Raw genomic sequence first — 17,904 nt, 5'->3', positions numbered from 1 at the left:
ACGAGAACTACGACATAAATTGTCGTTAGTAATAATTTAATTAATACTCATAAATTTTACTTGCTATGAAAAAACAAAGACTACTAACAAAATCTAGATTTAAACAGGCTTTAGATTGTCCAACCAAACTTTATTACACAAAAAAAAGTGAGTATGAAAACACTCAGGACAGTGATCCTTTCTTAGAAAGTTTGGCGCAAGGTGGATTTCAAGTAGAAGAGCTAGCTAGAATGTATTTTCCTGATGGAATTGCTATTTTAGGTGAAGATTGGAACTATCAAAGTTTAGCAGATAAAACTCAAGAGTTACTTCTACAAGAAAATATTACCATTTTTGAAGCTGCATTTTTAATAAACGATCTATTTATTAGGGTAGATATTTTACACAAACAAGGAAACAACATTCGATTAATCGAAGTAAAAGCTAAATCTATAAACGCTACTAGCCACAACTCTTTTCTTAACAAAAGTGGAGGGATGGGCGGTTGGACATCTTATTTATACGACGTAGCATTTCAAAAATATGTTATGCAACTTTGCTATCCTGATTGGAAAATATCATGTGAACTAAACCTAGCTAATAAAGATGCAATAGCTTCCGTTAATGGATTAAACCAACTTTTTAGAATTACTCAAAACTCAGATTTAAGAACAGGAATTATTAAACCTGATAGTTTAACAATTGATGATTTAGGTGAGCCTATACTAGCTTATATAGATATTAATCAAGAGATTGAACACATTCATACAAATAATCCACTAAATCCAGATAAGTCTTTTGAAGAGTTGGTAAATTTTTATTTACATCATTATAAAATGGATATAAAAATTTTCACTCCCATTGGACATCATTGTAAAGGGTGTGAATTTCATACCACTCCTACTCCATCACAAAAAAGTGGTTTTCATGAGTGCTGGACACATCAATTAAACCTTTCTGAAATTAAAATAGATAGCCCAAAAACTTATGAAGTAAATAATTTTCGAGGTAGCAAAAAATTAATGAATGAAGAAGAAAAATTCTTTATGCATCAACTTACCGAAAATGACTTGAGTTTAAAGCTAGAAGCAGGAAAAATATCTACTTCAGAAAGACAACTTATTCAAATAGAAAAAGAAAACAATAATGACACTACTCCACACATAGAAATTGAAGGGTTAAGAGATGAAATAAATTCTTGGGCGTACCCTTTAAACTTTATTGATTTCGAAACTTCTGCTGTGGCAATTCCTTTCACAAAAGGAAGAACTCCTTACGAGCAAACAGCCTTTCAATTTTCACATCACATAGTGTATGAAGACGGTCGTATAGAACATTTTTCAGAATACCTAAACACCTCACCTGGAGAGTTTCCTAATTTTGATTTTATAAGAGCCTTAAAAAAATCTCTAGAAAGTAATAACGGAAGTATTTTTAGATACCACAATCATGAAAACACTATAGTTAATGCTATTTACAAACAACTTTTAAATAGCAATGAACCTGATACAGAAGAATTACTTGAATTTATTAAATCAATATCTCATAACACAGGAAACAGTTCATCTACATGGTCTGGTGAAAGAGATATGATTGATTTATGGAAAGTGGTAAAAGACTATTACTACGATCCTTATACTAAAGGATCAAACTCCATTAAAAGCGTCTTACCAGCTACTTTAAACTCTAGTACATTTTTACAAAATAAGTACAGTAAACCTATTAAAGACATTAACCTAACCAGTAAAAATTTTCCAGATGATTTTACCTTCTTAAAAATGGAAGAAAATCAAATAATCAATCCATATAAAATACTTCCTCCTCTCTTTAATAATTGGACAGATGAACAATTAGAGCAAACTATTTCAGAACTTGATGAAATTGCTAACGGTGGTGCTGCTTTAGTAGCCTACGCTAAGTTACAGTATCAAGAAATGAGCAGTAAAGAGCGTAACGAGATTAAAAAAGGACTTTTAAAATATTGTGAACTTGACACCTTGGCTATGGTAATGATCTACGAGTATTTTATGGAAGTTATAAATTAACATTTCTCTACGACATGCTTTGTCGTTACATCATAATATATTTTACTAAAACATTTAAGAATGAGTAAAAAAATAATTTTTATAGACATGGATAATGTCGTTGTAGACTTTCCTTCTGCTTTTCCTAAAATAGAGAAAGGAGTTTTAGAACAATACCAAGGAAATGAAGATGAAATCCCTGGAATTTTTTCATTAATGAATCCAAAATTGGACGCTGTTAGATCGGTGAACTTTTTGGCTCTACATTTTGACGTCTTTTTTCTTTCAACAGCCCCATGGGAAAACCCTTCTGCTTGGAGTGATAAGTTGTTATGGATTCAAAAATATTTTCCTGAAGTTGGATATAAACGACTTATTCTATCACATAATAAGCACTTAAATTCAGGAGACTATTTAATAGATGATAGACTTGCAAATGGTGCTGATAAATTTAAAGGTGAGCACATCCATTTTGGACAGAGCAAGCATGAAAACTGGATAGATGTAATTACTTATTTATGTAATAAAGAAAACATTCAAGATGGCTTTAAATAATGTTTTATACATACATGGATTTAACAGTGGTAAAGGCAAAAAAGTAACAACTCTTCAAAATGAAGGATACACTGTATTTTGTCCGCAGTTAAAAAACAACGTCAAAGAAGATCTTTTAACGCTTGAAAACTTAATTAAAAAAAAGAGCATACAATCAATCATTGGAACTTCTCTTGGTGGATATTACGGACTAATACTTTCGCAATTCTTCAAACAGAAAGATTACTATTTAATAAATCCATCGTATAAGCCATATATCACGTTAAAAAAACATCTAGGTGAAACTTTAGAAAACTTTAAAACATCTGAAAAATTTAAAGTGAATAAAGAATTTATAGAAGGGTTAAAAGAAGTTCAACCTGAGATTAAAAATGTACCCTTAGCTGTAATTAATTTCTATATCGGAACTAATGATGAAGTTTTAGATTATAAAGAATTTACAAACGACTTATTATCTTTACAAAAACCGCTAAATATTTTCAAAGAACAACAAGATCACCGATTTCAAGATATATCTTTAGTAGTAAAACATTTAAAAGAAAACACAACAACTAATAACCTTAATCAATAATGAATATATTTAAAATTTTAGCAAACGGCCATGGAACAGTTAGTGAAACAAATGTTTCAGCTTTTTTAGGGTATTTATTAGATCCAAACGCTGACCATGGTATTGGTTATGAATTTTTAAATTTATTTTTAGAAGAAGTTTTATCAGAAAAAAACACCTCAGACGAGACAGATTTCAAACCTTATCAATATGATTATCAAGTTTTTTTTGAACAAAAATTTAAAGAAACTAACAATAACAAATCAGAAGCTATTGATATTTGCATAGTGTGCTATGAAACTAAAAATGAGGGTAAATCAATGTCTGTAATGTCTGACTTCATTTCTAACAATAAAGAAATCAAATCAGTCTTTTTAATAGAAAATAAAATTAAAGGAGAACCTACTAAAGGACAACTTTCTAATCAATTTTTGGCTTTTAAGGATCAATTTTCTGAGATTAAACCTGATTTTAACTTTAACAATATACATTCAGTTTATATTACCCCAGAAACGATTAAATTCAATAAAGAATTTGATACTAACACAAATAAAATTCAAAATAAAACTCACTTACACTGGAATAATAATGATGACGAAAACAATTCTATAAAAAAATTACTTCAAGAAATATTAATCAAAGAAGCTAACTATAAAATTGATCCTTTAAATGAGTATTCAAAACATACCATCAAAGCATTTATCCAATTCATTAATAACAATTTTAAATCTATAAAAGAAGAAAAGAAAGAAAGAGGTAAAAATGATGGTAGTTATACTAACCGTTTTATTGAACTAAATGAAGAAACAAATATTAATGAAAAACTAAATAATTTAAGGGATAACCTTTTAACTTTAGATAGTGATCTAAATATTTCTAAAATAGATTTAAGCAGCCCTCGATTTCCTAAATTAAATATACCTTATAAAGGAATTATTATAGAAATTTTTACTGCTTCAATAAGAAGAGATGTGGTGAAGATAATATTCCGCTTTGATAAAACAACAAAGAAACCTAGAGAAAAAATATCACATCTCGCGGAAAATTTAGGTGTAGAACTCAAAAACTCAAAATCGAGAAATGCCTATTGTCTTACTCAGGAAATGGATAGAAAATTAAAGATTTCAGACACAAACAAAATATTTTCTATCATTCAAAAATCAAAAAAATTAATAGATGAAAACCTATAGAAAATGTCTAGACAAGGAACGATAAAACGCTATACGTTAATTATTGAAAGAATTAATAGAGGCTTATACCCTACTCTTAAAGAAATTGAAACCTATTTGTTTGATCATGGATTTGAAATATCTAAAAGAACGTTGCAACGTAATATAGAACAAATTAGAGATGAGTTTGGTATTGAAATAATTTATGACCAAGAAAAAAAAGGATATTTTATTGACAAAGAAAGCAGTATTCAATTCAATTCTTTTTTACGCTTCTTAGAAATTGCCAATACTGCTGAATTAATTACTGAAAGTATTAAAGACAGTAAAAAAACACTTGAATACATCTCTTTTGATAATGATGGGACTCTAAAAGGAATTAGCAATCTAAAAATATTACTTCAAGCAATAAAAGAACAAAAAGTAGTTACGTTTACTCACTATAACTTCGATCAAGGTAACTACAAGGAAAGAAAGCTCTATCCGTACCTACTCAAAGAATACCTCAATCGTTGGTACGTTATAGGTTTACAAGAAAAAGACAACACTAACTTTAGAACATTTGGTATTGATAGAATATCTAACATAACACTAACAACTGAAGTGTTTGTTAGAAATCAAGAACTTCATCCTCAAAGTTTATTTTCTTCAATAATTGGAGTTATCTATCCTGAAGAAAACATTCAAGAAGTTGTGTTAAAATTTACTCCTTTTCAAGGTAAATACATTAAAACTCTCCCGTTACATCACTCTCAAGAAATCCTCATTGATAATGATAAAGAATTAACCATTAGACTTTGGATAAAAATAAACTACGAACTTAAACAACGTCTTTTAATGCTTATTGACCAAGTAGAAGTTTTAAAACCTATAGCATTAAGAGATGAAATGAAACAAGTTTTAACCAAAACCCTTAACAATTATAACTAATATGAATCTTTCAGAAATTGCAAAAATTATTTACAATAATACTCTCAAAATTGAGATAACAAAAAGCATTTACAAAAAAGAAATTTTTACAAAAAACTGGTTGATAGATGAGGCTGAAAGGAATTTAAAAAATGTAGAAGGCTGGTATTGGATAAAAACTGACTTAGACCTTATTAACTTATCAAAACTACATCCTGAAAACCAACAAAAGAAAGGATCTTTATTCTATAAAACAGCAGGTAATAATAAAAAGATTTTCCATGAAGAGTTAATCAATAAAACATACTTTTATAATGGACACGCCAAAAAAATAGTAAGTAGATTGCGAAATCATTTTTACTTACAAAATGATGGTACTGGTGCTTTAGGAATTAACGCCTACCCTATTCTACAAAATCACACTATAACAGTTCGTTATTTCACTACAGAAATGATTGACAATCTAAAAATCCCTGAAATAGATAAAAGCGTTATTAGAAATTTAATTCTTAAAAACATTGGTAGAACCGCCATAGAAAATGCTTGGAGAGCCGAAAACGGTTTTCCTATTTTATGCAAACATTAAAATATTTATTTCTTTTTTTACTACGACACACTTCGACATAGCTTCATTATAATTTATCCGGTTAAAAATATATGTAATTCAATAGATGATTACTTTAAAATTATTTGGAGAAGGGTGTTTTGTACATTATTTAGAATCTAGTAAAGCTTCAATAGAGACCTATAAATTAATTGCTGCTAAAATGAAGCTTCCTCTAAAAGAAGCTTTATTAGACGCATACTTTTTTTATAAATTACATTCGGATGTACAATCGATAGATGATCTTATAGTAGATTCATTTGGAGGGCTACTTCCTCTCTCGCCTTGGAAAATTGAAGTTTGGTTTGAAAGAAAAAAAATAGCGAAAATTCCATTTAACGAACTTCTAAATTCTACTACTCTTTTCCCATTATATAATGTTGAAAATTTAAATGCTCCAATTAGTTTTTTTGATAAAGGAATTTATCTAAAAGAACTAGTTACAGGATGCATCGGCACCTATAAATTTGATTCTAGTAGTTTTGATATAGACAATGTAACCTTTACACTCTTAAACTCTGTATTTACTGAAAAACCATTACTTGTCAATACTTCTTATCAAAACAAAAACTTTGAAAAAGTAAAAGACGATTATTTAATTAGGCATCGGGAAATTGTAATTATTTAACTACATATTTCATTTATTATACAATCTGTCTTTTTAACTTAAGAGTATATCTGATTTAGTTTTTAATACACTGTTATACTTCTCTTGCATTTCTTTAGATAAAAATGAGCTATTAATAAGCACTACTGCTTTTGGTAATAACTTTTTAAATCGTTTAAAAACTCCTTTAATTTGTTTTTCATTAAGCTCTAAACTAAGTCCAAAATCTACAAAGTGCTGTTTTGACAATTTTTTCTTTTTTCCTGCTATCGTTAATGCTAGCTCTTCAGTATCATCAGGATTTGCAATAGAAACATTTAATAAATCATACGCAGGAGATAACGCCCAACCATAGGCGGTTTTAATCATTGAAAAGTTTTTTAAGTGCATATCATTATTTCCTGTTATGTAAGAAAAAATTGTTAATTCAAATAAACGAAGTTTATCTAAAAGTGTATTTTCTGCATAGTTATTTACTGCTTTAGCAACACGTTCCATAGAGCCTTTATACTTATCAAATGCTTCTGTAATTTGAAACATATCAATCATGTGGATTTTATCGCCACTTACTCCTCTATCAATTCTTTTAGTTATATATGATAATTCTCCTGAAGCTAATCGTATCAAAGAATGCGGAACAACATCTATATTAAATAATGTTGCCATTTTCATTGTTACGTGTTCATTTTCTGGCATTTCAGGGTAATCTAACGAAGGTGGTTTAAAAATATAGTTTCCTCCTAAAGCACCGACAACTGTTAATCGTTTATCAACACTATTTTCGTTAAGAATTGACATTGATAGTTTAGGCTGAACACCAGGAACAGAAACACTTCTTTCAACTACAGCTTTAGCTAAATCAGACATTTCATCTAAAGTATAAGTTATTTTAGGGGGTTGATCACTACCAAAAAACTCTTTACTACATTTTAAATGAAAGTCTTCTCCCTCACTTACTTCTTTATAACAATACAAACATTTACTCATTGTCATCCTCTATTGGTTCAACACTTACAGCTCCTATACAATTATGGCAGCAAGCCAATAACAACCCCATTCTATCATTTTTATTTATCTTCCAGTTTTTAGAAGCAATATCTAACAGCCATCCTTCAGGAATCAACCCCTCAAAAAAAGGAAACAATCGATTCTCTTTATATATTTTATTGGTTACTGGAATTGTAAACGTTATAAACTGATTAGGATAATTCTTTACATAATCTTCTTGATATTGAAATGTAAAATCTCCATCATTAGTTTCGGTTAAAACTCCACAAAAAATACTATCATAAAAAATTTTAGCTTGCCTCATTATCTTTTATTTCTTTTAGACTTACTGGCATTAAAACATGACCAAACATTTTTAAAACTTGATTTACTTTTTCAAGGTTTAAATTTGTTTTTCCTTGCTCTATTTTACGAATAACTGTTAGCGCAACTCCTGCTCTTTCAGCAAACTCTTCTTGGGTTAAATCGACTTCTTTTCTGCGTTCTTTAACAAACTCTGACAAACTGTTCATTATATGTAATTGAATATAATTATATCCAAATATACTAAATTATATGTAATAACATATAAAAATAAACAAAAACGAATTATTATATGCAAAAGCATACAATAAAATAGAATCAACTTATTAAAAATTGGTTAGTTGTGCAAAACCTTGCACAAACTTTGCACAAAAACAACACAACAATCACTTGGTTTCATTGAGTTTATCTATGATTGTGAAGAAAATGAAGCTTGTGCAACAGTATTAAATAATTTATCTATTATGTAATAAAAGAGAAAACTAATATTATAATTGTTAACTTATAAATTACCAAAAAGAAATAGTAATTAATAAATTAAATCATCTTTAAAATTGTAAGTAACTTTTTCTAGCTTTTCATTTTTATATTCTAAAAATAGCATATCATAAAAAACCGAATACTCTTCAAAAGATAAATGTTCATTTTCCTTTAATTCAAATTCTTTATCAAAATTAAACTGACTTATAAGTCTGTCATCAAAAGCAAAACTATATTCTACTTGCATATCCGAATACCTATCAGCTAATTCTATATATAAATTAGTCAACATTTCTTTAAATGTATATTCATCTCTATCATCTAAATATTCATTGTTTTCAATAATTGACAGTACGAATTCTCCTGCCCAAGTTCCTATTCCTTTATTTGATTTCCATTCAGGAAAAGCTATATCCATAAAATGTAAAATCTCATTTAACAATTCTGTTTCATTATACTGTTCCATTACGGTATAATAATCCATGTGCATCTCTCTATTCTCTATAAATTCTTCAAAGTGAAACTGGTTTAGCATTTTATTTTTTTAGGGTTAAGATACAAATTTTTGAATAAGAAGTATCTTCAAAAATCAATCAAAAGAAAACAAAATCTTCCACCTTTACTCCGCTTCATAAAGCTAAAACCATTAATTTTACTAGGCATATTACTTTCTGTATCGGGAAGTAAAATTTATTTTCCTTTAATTAAAAAGACAGCTGTTTTCAGTTTTATAAAATCATCTCTTTTTAAACAACCTCACATTCTCTTTAAAAACAAAGAAAATTAGGGAGTTTGAATACCACTTTTTAATTCAATAAATAAGCAGTAAATTTGTATTCTCTAAGTGTAAATGATACATGACTGCAATATTTACATTTCAAAAAAACTTTGCGCAAAAGCTAATAGCTTCGTTGCGTTACCTGCTTGATGATATATTTTTAAAAAATTCTAAAGAGTTTATTATTTAAGCCCTACCCATTTTAAAGGTAGGGACAACTTTAGTTTTAATTAATTTAAACTAAATCCTAGGTGTTTTTTAATACCTAGCGATGGTTTATTTCTATTCATCAATAATTATAAAATAATGACAAAAAATATTATAGTAACCACAGGTATATACGATCTTATAAAAGACCACGTTAGAAGAAAAAAAGTAACTCTTGAAGAAGAAAACCGCTTACTAGCAGAACTAAAAGGCGCAAAACAAGTAAGACGAAGAGAACTTCCTGATGATGTAGTTACCGTAAACAGAAGAGTCTTAATTTTAGACCATTCAGACCAACAAGAAAAAGAATACATTTTTGTTTCTACAAATAAAACTAAACTTCAAAAAAGAAAATTTTCAATCCTTTCAGATATGGCTTTAGCCACTGTTGGCTATAAAGAAGGTGATATTATTGACTGGCCTTTTAAAAAAGGAAATAAAAAAGTTGAAATTTTAAAAGTAACTCCTTTCGAGCAGCTTTAAATCTAAAAATCTATTACCTCAACAAGGAGTTTTTAAGCAAACTCCTTGTTTTGATTACAACTTCAAATTAGCTTAAAATCTTCAAATTTATAACGGTTAATTACGCTTATAAAACAGATTATTATCATTTCGACGGAGTTTATAATTTTACTAGTCCTAGACTCAATTTATATTCATGGAAAAAGACAAAAAAATAAAATTGCAAGAAAAAAAATATCAATCCGTAGGAAAACTTACTACAAGTAAAATTATTGATCTTTTTATCGAAAGTGAAAACGAAGCTTTACACCATAAATTTCAAGGTAAATTTTATCCTTCTCGTCATTATGATATTAACGCAACATTGACAAAAGCCCTAAAAGGAATTGACAAACAAAAAATAATTGATGCCTATTTTCACGCCTCTAGGTTGGGAGTTATAGTAAAAGTAAAAGAAAACAATTATCCCTTCTTTTTAAAAGGAATTGAAAAAACACTATCATCTCTTGGTGAGGGATATAATATTAATATTTTAAGACCTAGTACGGTATATTTACTCTTTGGCGTGAACTCACTAAATGACATAGAAAACCTACACAACACAAAGTATAATGAGTTTTTAGAAAATTTAAAGTTTGTTATCAAAGTTAACTCTTATACAAGTTACCCTAGTTTACGAAGAAAGTTAAAAGCTTCTCTTTTCTTAGAAAATCCTATGCTTTTAAGAAGAGCTCAAAAAATAACTCCTTTCTTTAATAAATTCAATTTTGAAACAGCAGGTGCCTTGGTATTGTTGTTGGTAGATTCTTCAAAAACTTCAAAACAAGTTCTTTTAGAATATCATAACGCTGATTTACCTAGAGAAACTGTTTGGGTTCTTGGTAGTTTCTATAAAGATTTCTCTAACACCGAAGCTAACAAACTACTTCTTAAAGACTTATACAAAAAGTATCCTAAAGAATGGGTTGATGAATATTATAGCTCTATTTACTAATAGTTTTATAAGTATTTTTGCTTTATGGATTCACTTACACAAATTGTTCTTGGAGCGGCAGTTGGAGAGGCTGTATTAGGGAAAAAAGTTGGTAATAAAGCAATGTTTTATGGTGCTATTGCTGGTACAATTCCTGATTTAGATGTATATGTTGGAAAACTTTTCGATACTGTTACTGCTCTAGAAATACACAGAGGTTTTACGCATTCTGTTTTTTTTGCAATCATTTTTGGGTGGATTTTCGGTTGGTTCATTTCCTTGTATGAGAAAAAAGCCTCCACAAAAGAATGGGCACTACTCATGTTTTGGGGATTTATTACACATCCAATTCTAGATGCACATACCACTTGGGGAACTCAACTTTTTTGGCCTCTCGATATTCGATTGGCTTTTAAAAACATTTTTGTGATTGATCCTCTATACACATTGCCTTTCTTAGTGTTCCTGTTAATGGCAATGTTTCAGCGTAAAGGAACAGCAAAAAGAAGGAAATACAACAATTTAGGACTGATTATTAGTAGTTCTTACATGGTAATTACTATTGTTATCAAAGGAATCACTTATACTAAATTTGCGCATGCTTTAAAAGAACAAGGAATAGTTTATAAAGAAATAGAAACCAAACCTACACCTTTTAACACTGTTTTATGGTCTGCGAATGTAGAAACTGACGATGCTTATTTAATAGGTTATTATTCTTTTTTTGACACCAAACCGATTGAGTTTTACTCCTACCCTAAAAATCATAATTTACTAGGTGATTATAAAGATGATGTTTCTGTAAAACGACTTATAAAAATTACCAAAGGTTGGTATACAATTTCAGAAAAAAACAATACTCTTTATTTAAATGATTTACGCTTCGGACTGCTTAGTGTAGCTCCGAATTTTCAACAATTTGCTTTTAGTTTTAAAATAACTGAAGAAGATAATAAAGTGGTTATTGATGAGGTTCCTAGAAACAGAGAAAAAGCCAAAGAACTCGTAAATGATCTTTGGGTTAGAATTCAAGGAAATTAATTGAGAAATCGCTGTATATGTCGTAAATTTGCAACTCTATTTTAAAAGCAGCGTTACTCAGGTTTGAGACAAAAATATTTTCACTTTTTTTCAATCATCTTTTTAGCTCTTACTCAATTCGCATTTATTACTGCGTTATTGCTAGAACACAAAAATGTTTTTGCCGTAATATCGTTAACAACACTTATTACTGCACTCATAATTTACACCTACATAAAGTTCTTTAAAATTAAAGAAGTAGATTTTGAGCCTTTCTATGTAATGATTTTTGTTATCGCTGGTGCGCTACTTACAAGTTATTTGCATCTTTTTACTCCTTTGAATTCTGTTTTAGCTGCAGCACTTACCGGAACTATTGCTTCCTTTTTACCCAACTTGAATAAAAAATCTAAGGTTTTACAAAATATTCCTAATGCCATGTACTGTGGTTGTTTTGTAGGAATGTCGCAAAAACACGTTGCAATTGATTATAGTTTTATAATTATTGCGGGTATGATAGCTGGTATCTTTTACATGTTTTCAAAAAATCTGTTTCATGGAGTTGGCGGTAAATTAGGTACTCTTGCTTTTGGTAGCGTTGTTATCTCATCATTATTATTGTTAATTCTATCATAATGCTAACTACTATATCAATATATTTAACAAGCATACTCGGAGCTTTTTTAACCTTTTTAGTAAGCACAAAATACAACCAAGGTCCTGTAAGAGCTTCTGCCCTATTAACTCTTATTGTCGCTGGTGTATGCTTCCTTTTTCCTGAGTTATTTCCAAAAGATATAACCAACCAAATTCCTTGGGTATTTTTTGGTGCTTCTTTTGTTGGAATGACTTCTGGGAAGCTTACTCGAAACTATATTTCAATTATTTTCGCTGGAATAGTTTTCGGATTCATATATACGGTTAGTCCTGATTTTTTTAATGGTTATGGAGGCGCATTAGGAACAGCTGCTTGTATTTCTATCTTAGTTGTTATTGGAATAAACAATCTTATCCGACTTTCAAAAGCCTCTAAAAAGAAAAAGAAACTACTTAAAAAAGTAGTTCTTAAAAGCTAATTCTATTATAGGTTACATTTTTCAAACAAAACACAAAACCACTCAACCTACTACAATCTCCTTTATTTTTTCTTAACTTTATCTTCTTAAGATTAGAGAAAAATCATGGAGAATAAACCTAAAAAACAAGCTTCTGCTGAACCACCGTATAAGTTATTAAGTCTAAGAACTGGTAAACCAAAAGATTGGGCTGCCGGTATCCCTGCTGTAGTACACTCTATAAAAAGTCTTCTTAACGATAAAACGTTAACCAGAGGAGGCAAAGCCTTGTTTAAAATGAATCAATTTGATGGTTTTGATTGTCCTAGTTGTGGTTGGCCTGATCCAGATGATGAACGTTCTCCTATTGCTGAATACTGTGAAAACGGTGCCAAAGCTTTAGCTGAAGAAGCCACTAGTAAAAGAATTACTGCAGATTTTTTCAAACAAAATTCTGTGTATGATTTATCTCAACTAACTGATTATGAAATTGGGCATTTAGGTCGCCTTTCTGAACCTATGTACCTTCCTAAAGGCAGTACCCACTACGAGCCTATAACTTGGGATAATGCTTTTAGCAAAATTGCCGAACACTTAAACAAATTAGAATCTCCTAATAACGCAGCTTTTTACACTTCAGGAAGAACAAGTAATGAAGCTTCATTTGTTTATCAACTTTTTGTTCGCGAATTCGGAACCAACAACTTTCCTGATTGCTCTAACATGTGCCATGAAACCTCTGGTTTTGCCTTAGCTCAAACAACAGGTATTGGAAAAGGAACTGCTACTTTAAACGATTTTTACGATACTGATATTGTAATAATTATCGGGCAAAACCCTGGAACAAACTCACCACGAATGTTGAGTGCTCTTGAAAAAGGGAAAAAGAACGGAGCTAAAATCATCGCTGTTAATCCGCTTCCTGAAGCAGGTTTAATGGGCTTTAAAGATCCTCAAAAAGTAAATGGTATTTTAGGAAAAGGGGTTCAACTCGCAGATTTGTATCTTCCTGTAAAAATCAACGGAGATTTAGCCCTTCTAAAAGCAATTGAAAAATTACTATTATTTTTTGAAAAGGAAACCCCTGGAAAAGTTTTTGATCAAGATTTTATTAAAAATAAAACGGTTGGTTATGAAGAACTAATCAAACAAATAGAAAACTATAACCTTGAAGAGCTAGCAAAAGCTTCTGGTGTTTCATTAGAAGATATCCGTAAAGCTGCAGAAATGTTAGCTTATAAAAATAGAATTATTATTTGCTGGGGAATGGGACTTACCCAACAACCTAACGGAGTTGATATTTTAAAAGAAGTTTTAAACCTTTTATTCCTAAAAGGAAGTATCGGTAAACCTGGAGCCGGTTCTTGTCCTGTTCGCGGACATAGTAACGTGCAAGGAAACAGAACAATGTTGATCAATAATCACCCTTCGCAAGAACAACTAGATAAACTTGAAGAAGTTTTTGGTTTTAACCCGCCAAGAGAAAACGGTTATGATGTGGTTGATACCATAAAAGCAATGAATGAAGGAAAAATAAAAGTACACTTTAGTATGGGTGGAAATTTCTTATCAGCTACTCCTGATACAACTTATACAGCAAACGGATTAAGACAACTGGACCTATCTGTTTCTGTTTCTACTAAACTTAATAGGACCCATTTAATTCACGGTAAAGAATCTATAATTTTACCTACAATTTCCCGAAGTGAAACAGATATTATAAATGGTGAATTGCAACATGTAAGTACCGAAAATGCAATGGGAATTGTAGAATGGTCAAGAGGAATGTTACAGCCAATTTCAGATAAACTAATCAACGAAACTCATATCGTTTGTAAAATGGCAAAAGCTACTTTAGGAAACAAAAGTGTGGTTGATTGGAATCGTTACATGAACAGTTATGATGCTGTAAGAGATGATATTGAAAAATGTATTCCTGGTTTTGAAAACTACAATGTTCGTGTAAAACAAAAAGGTGGGTTCTACCTACCTAACGGTGCTCGTGAAGGAAGCTTTAAAACAAAAGAGTTTGGTAACCGTGTTCCGTTTTCTATAACTAAATTACCTCAAAACACACTTGCCGACGATGAATATTTAATGGCTACTGTAAGAACACACGATCAATTTAACACCACTATTTACGGATTAGATGATCGCTACCGCGGAGTATATAACGAGCGTCGTGTAATTTTTATGAATAAAAAAGATATAGAAAAAGCAGGATTTAAAGCAGGTGATAAAGTAGATTTATTCAACTATGACAATAATACCGAGCGTGTTGCTCCACTTTTCATTATTGTTGAATATCCTATTCCTGAAAAAAATACAGTTACGTATTTCCCTGAAACTAATGTATTGGTATCTATTCACAATGTAGTAGCAGGAAGTAACATGCCAGCTTCTAAGCATGTTAAGATTAAGATTAAAAGACACAACCCTGATAATCTAACTAATTAGAAAAGCCACCAACCACTTCTTAACTAACTTAAAACCTTGCTTTTATGCAAGGTTTTCTCAAAATAATAGCTATTTTAGTAACTGTTACATCAACTAATACAGTACTATGTCTAAAAAAATAGGATTAAAAGAAGCCATATCTATAGGTATTGGAGGTATGGTTGGCGGTGGTATTTTTGCCGTTTTAGGTCTTGCCGTTTTACTTGCCAAAGGAGGAACTCCAATTGCTTTTTTACTTGCTGGTATTCTCGCACTTATAACTTCTTATAGCTATGTACATTTGTCAAAAAAGTATCCAGACAGAGGAGGAACCGTAAAATTCATCAATCAAGGTTTTGGAAAAACAATTTTTAGCGGAGCTATCAACAACCTTTTATGGGTAAGTTATATTGTAATGCTTTCCTTATATGCCTCGGCTTTTGGCTCTTATGCTCCTAACCTATGGGAAATAACACAAAATAAAACGATCAACTTTCATATATACGCCAGTGCTATTATTATTATAGCTACAGCTATTAACTATTACAGTATTGCTGTAGTAGGAAAAATTGAATCATACGCGGTAGTTATAAAACTTATAATTCTTATTGGTTTTATTGCTATTGGTGCCTATGGACTCATAGGGAATCCTAATATAGCACAACTATCCATTAGTAACTGGGAAAACCCTATCAAACTATTTGCTGGTGGAATGGTTATTTTCGTTGCTTACGAAGGTTTTGAATTAATTGCTAATGCCGCTCCTGATATTCTAAATCCCGAGAAAAATATTTCAAAAGCCTATTATTATTCTGTCATATTTGTCATTTTTCTGTATATCATTATTGCTTTGGTTACGGTTGGATCATTACCTTTCAATCAAATTGCAAAAGCTCAAGATTATGTACTGGCAGAAGCTGCAAAACCTATGTTAGGACAACTCGGTTTCACCATCATAACCATTGCTGCTTTAATTTCTACTTTTTCTGCAATTAATGCTTCTTTGTACGGAGGTAGTAAAGTAAATTATGAAATTGCTGAAGACGATGAATTACCTCACCATTTTTTATCTAAATTCTGGAATCAACCTATCGGTTTATTAATTACTGCTATTGCTACACTTGTACTTGTAAATACTTTAAATCTTGAAAGTATTTCTACTGCCGGGAGTGTTGGATTCATTTTAATTTTTGGAATTGTAAATTATGTAGGCTTTAAACTCTCAAAAGAAACTGGTAGTAATAAAGTAATTCCTTTTTTAGGTTGTTTGTTATGTGTAATCGCCTTATTTATTCTAATAAAACAACAACTTCAATCCAATCTAGTTGGAGTTTTTGTTTCTCTTGGAATTATTCTCCTTTGTTTTATTATTGAATGGTTTTATAAGAAAAGTGAAACAAAAAGCTAAAAAACTATAGATAAAATGGTTGATAACATCACTCAAATTTGGAAAGAATTTCAACAAAATGTTTTAGAGCATATACCAAAAGTTGTATTAGCTTTAATTATAATTATTCTTTTTTCGCTTGTAGCTAGTGGAGCTAAAAAAATATGCATTAATGTATACCGAAAAGCTTTTAAAGAAAACTACCTGAATATTGAAAGGATCATAGCGTCATTATTTTATGTACTATTTTTTGCTACAGGTGTTTTATTAGCGTTACATATCTTAGGTTTAGACAAACCGTTCGAAAAACTACTAGCTGGGGCTGGTGTTGTGGGTATTATTGCTGGTTTTGCTTTAAAAGACATCGCTTCTAATATGTTTTCTGGACTTTTGGTTGATTTACAACGCCCTTATAAAGTTGGAGATTGGGTTGAGATTGATGGAAAATATGGTGTTGTGTTAGATATTAGCTGGCTTACAACTAAAATAAAAACGGTACCAGGTCAGGAAGTTTTTGTACCCAACCAAATTATTTACAATGGCACTTTTACCAATTATTCTACTTGGGGAAAACGACGTATCATTTTAAGAAGTGGAGTTTCGTATGGTGACGATTTAGAACACGTTAGATCAGTTGCTTTAGATGAAGTTAAAAAAATAGAAGAATATCTTCCAGAAGAAGGTATCGATTTTTATTTTACTGATATTGGTGGTTCTACTTACGATTTTATGCTTCGTTATTGGGTTAAGTTTGAATCTAATGATGATTTCTGTAAAGGAATGAACGATGTTATTATGCGTATTAAAAAACGTTTTGAACAAGAAAACATTTCCATTGCTTATCCAGTAACCACCCTTGACTTTGGAGTAAAAGGTGGTGTAAACTTATTTGATAAGGATATAAATATTAACTCAAAAAAATAAATAGTATTTTTAAAACTTAAAAAAACTCTAGCTATGAAAAACTTAACCTTTTTATTATTTATACTAACCTCTGTTTCTATATTCTCTCAAGAACTTGAAAGTAAAATTAATTGGAGTAATGATATAGACAAGGCTATTGCTTTAGGTAAAGAAAAAAATCAAGAGGTTTTTATTTATTTAGGAGAGAAAAAATGTGTTCCTTGTAGAGCTGTGGAAAAATATGCTTACAGTACAGAAAAATTCCAAGAATACGCTAAGAAATTCATTATGGTTAAAGTCTATAATGATTTAGATGAGACTAAAACAAAAGAATTGCAATATTTTAATGATGCTAAAAAACGTTTTAATACTAAATCTGTTCCTCGTTTTATCATTATTAAAAATGGGGAAGAAATTGCAAACTTCTTTGCTTATATAAAATCTCCAGAAGCTTTGATAGAAAAAATAAATTCTTTCTATAAAGCTTCTGAATAA

Annotated in this window: 20 protein-coding genes; 16 read left to right on the top strand and 4 right to left on the bottom strand. The window is 30.1% G+C overall.

Annotated features, from left to right (window positions below):
- Positions 1 to 65 precede the first annotated feature (65 nt).
- The 7 genes from ACR9ES_RS00645 to ACR9ES_RS00615 all read left to right on the top strand — a co-directional run bounded on the left by ACR9ES_RS00645 (position 66) and on the right by ACR9ES_RS00615 (position 6,418).
- Positions 66 to 2,024, top strand: coding sequence for a DUF2779 domain-containing protein (locus ACR9ES_RS00645; RefSeq protein WP_435254701.1), 1,959 nt, complete (start codon positions 66 to 68; stop codon positions 2,022 to 2,024).
- A gap of 60 nt (positions 2,025 to 2,084) precedes the next feature.
- Positions 2,085 to 2,558 carry a 5' nucleotidase, NT5C type gene (locus tag ACR9ES_RS00640; RefSeq protein ID WP_435254700.1) on the top strand — a complete coding sequence of 158 codons (474 nt, stop codon included), beginning with the start codon at positions 2,085 to 2,087 and terminating at the stop codon, positions 2,556 to 2,558.
- Positions 2,545 to 3,129: a YqiA/YcfP family alpha/beta fold hydrolase gene (locus ACR9ES_RS00635; protein WP_435254699.1), complete on the top strand. Its 585-nt coding sequence runs from the start codon at positions 2,545 to 2,547 to the stop codon at positions 3,127 to 3,129. Before ACR9ES_RS00640 ends, ACR9ES_RS00635 begins: the two co-directional genes overlap by 14 nt.
- On the top strand, positions 3,129 to 4,298 hold the full coding sequence (locus tag ACR9ES_RS00630) for a PD-(D/E)XK nuclease family protein (protein ID WP_435254698.1): 1,170 nt from the start codon (positions 3,129 to 3,131) through the stop codon (positions 4,296 to 4,298). Before ACR9ES_RS00635 ends, ACR9ES_RS00630 begins: the two co-directional genes overlap by 1 nt.
- Positions 4,299 to 4,301: 3 nt before the next feature.
- On the top strand, positions 4,302 to 5,207 hold the full coding sequence (locus tag ACR9ES_RS00625) for a helix-turn-helix transcriptional regulator (protein ID WP_435254697.1): 906 nt from the start codon (positions 4,302 to 4,304) through the stop codon (positions 5,205 to 5,207).
- A gap of 1 nt (position 5,208) precedes the next feature.
- Complete coding sequence (locus tag ACR9ES_RS00620) at positions 5,209 to 5,772, top strand: hypothetical protein (RefSeq protein ID WP_299002231.1); 564 nt, start codon at positions 5,209 to 5,211, stop codon at positions 5,770 to 5,772.
- Positions 5,773 to 5,857: 85 nt separating this feature from the next.
- A complete protein-coding gene (locus tag ACR9ES_RS00615; RefSeq protein ID WP_299002233.1) occupies positions 5,858 to 6,418 on the top strand; it encodes a hypothetical protein in 561 nt (186 codons plus the stop codon).
- Between the two features lie 33 nt (positions 6,419 to 6,451).
- Here ACR9ES_RS00615 and ACR9ES_RS00610 read toward each other — a convergent pair whose 3' ends face one another.
- The 4 genes from ACR9ES_RS00610 to ACR9ES_RS00595 all read right to left on the bottom strand — a co-directional run bounded on the left by ACR9ES_RS00610 (position 6,452) and on the right by ACR9ES_RS00595 (position 8,723).
- On the bottom strand, positions 6,452 to 7,384 hold the full coding sequence (locus ACR9ES_RS00610) for a HipA domain-containing protein (RefSeq protein ID WP_435254696.1): 933 nt from the start codon (positions 7,382 to 7,384) through the stop codon (positions 6,452 to 6,454).
- Positions 7,377 to 7,709 (bottom strand): HipA N-terminal domain-containing protein, encoded by a 333-nt coding sequence (locus ACR9ES_RS00605; RefSeq protein WP_435254695.1) that lies wholly within the window; start codon positions 7,707 to 7,709, stop codon positions 7,377 to 7,379. Before ACR9ES_RS00605 ends, ACR9ES_RS00610 begins: the two co-directional genes overlap by 8 nt.
- Positions 7,696 to 7,917, bottom strand: coding sequence for a type II toxin-antitoxin system Y4mF family antitoxin (locus ACR9ES_RS00600; RefSeq protein WP_173360303.1), 222 nt, complete (start codon positions 7,915 to 7,917; stop codon positions 7,696 to 7,698). The genes ACR9ES_RS00605 and ACR9ES_RS00600 overlap by 14 nt, the downstream gene beginning before the upstream one ends.
- A 320-nt stretch (positions 7,918 to 8,237) precedes the next feature.
- Positions 8,238 to 8,723, bottom strand: coding sequence for a hypothetical protein (locus tag ACR9ES_RS00595; protein ID WP_408035449.1), 486 nt, complete (start codon positions 8,721 to 8,723; stop codon positions 8,238 to 8,240).
- A 549-nt stretch (positions 8,724 to 9,272) separates the two neighbouring features.
- Here ACR9ES_RS00595 and ACR9ES_RS00590 point away from each other — a divergent pair.
- From ACR9ES_RS00590 to ACR9ES_RS00550, 9 genes are all read left to right on the top strand, one after another.
- Positions 9,273 to 9,656 (top strand): GreA/GreB family elongation factor, encoded by a 384-nt coding sequence (locus tag ACR9ES_RS00590; RefSeq protein ID WP_299002247.1) that lies wholly within the window; start codon positions 9,273 to 9,275, stop codon positions 9,654 to 9,656.
- Between the two features lie 175 nt (positions 9,657 to 9,831).
- Positions 9,832 to 10,629: a hypothetical protein gene (locus tag ACR9ES_RS00585; protein ID WP_435254694.1), complete on the top strand. Its 798-nt coding sequence runs from the start codon at positions 9,832 to 9,834 to the stop codon at positions 10,627 to 10,629.
- 24 nt (positions 10,630 to 10,653) lie between these two features.
- A complete protein-coding gene (locus ACR9ES_RS00580; RefSeq protein ID WP_435254693.1) occupies positions 10,654 to 11,649 on the top strand; it encodes a metal-dependent hydrolase in 996 nt (331 codons plus the stop codon).
- 138 nt (positions 11,650 to 11,787) lie between these two features.
- Entirely contained in the window at positions 11,788 to 12,264 is a 477-nt protein-coding gene (locus tag ACR9ES_RS00575) for a hypothetical protein (RefSeq protein WP_435254692.1), read from the top strand.
- A complete protein-coding gene (locus tag ACR9ES_RS00570) occupies positions 12,264 to 12,704 on the top strand; it encodes a hypothetical protein (protein WP_435254691.1) in 441 nt (146 codons plus the stop codon). The genes ACR9ES_RS00575 and ACR9ES_RS00570 overlap by 1 nt, the downstream gene beginning before the upstream one ends.
- Before the next feature lie 105 nt (positions 12,705 to 12,809).
- Positions 12,810 to 15,140: an FdhF/YdeP family oxidoreductase gene (locus ACR9ES_RS00565; protein WP_435254690.1), complete on the top strand. Its 2,331-nt coding sequence runs from the start codon at positions 12,810 to 12,812 to the stop codon at positions 15,138 to 15,140.
- Between the two features lie 106 nt (positions 15,141 to 15,246).
- Positions 15,247 to 16,527, top strand: coding sequence for an APC family permease (locus ACR9ES_RS00560; protein WP_435254689.1), 1,281 nt, complete (start codon positions 15,247 to 15,249; stop codon positions 16,525 to 16,527).
- A 15-nt stretch (positions 16,528 to 16,542) separates the two neighbouring features.
- Positions 16,543 to 17,430 (top strand): mechanosensitive ion channel family protein, encoded by an 888-nt coding sequence (locus tag ACR9ES_RS00555; protein WP_435254688.1) that lies wholly within the window; start codon positions 16,543 to 16,545, stop codon positions 17,428 to 17,430.
- Between the two features lie 33 nt (positions 17,431 to 17,463).
- Positions 17,464 to 17,904 (top strand): thioredoxin family protein, encoded by a 441-nt coding sequence (locus ACR9ES_RS00550; RefSeq protein ID WP_435254687.1) that lies wholly within the window; start codon positions 17,464 to 17,466, stop codon positions 17,902 to 17,904.

The organism is Tenacibaculum sp. A30, assembly GCF_051200845.1.
In the GTDB taxonomy this organism is placed as follows: Bacteria; Bacteroidota; Bacteroidia; order Flavobacteriales; family Flavobacteriaceae; genus Polaribacter.
The sequence above is the reverse complement of the archived record's forward strand: the minus strand, read 5'-3'. Positions and strand labels throughout refer to the sequence as shown.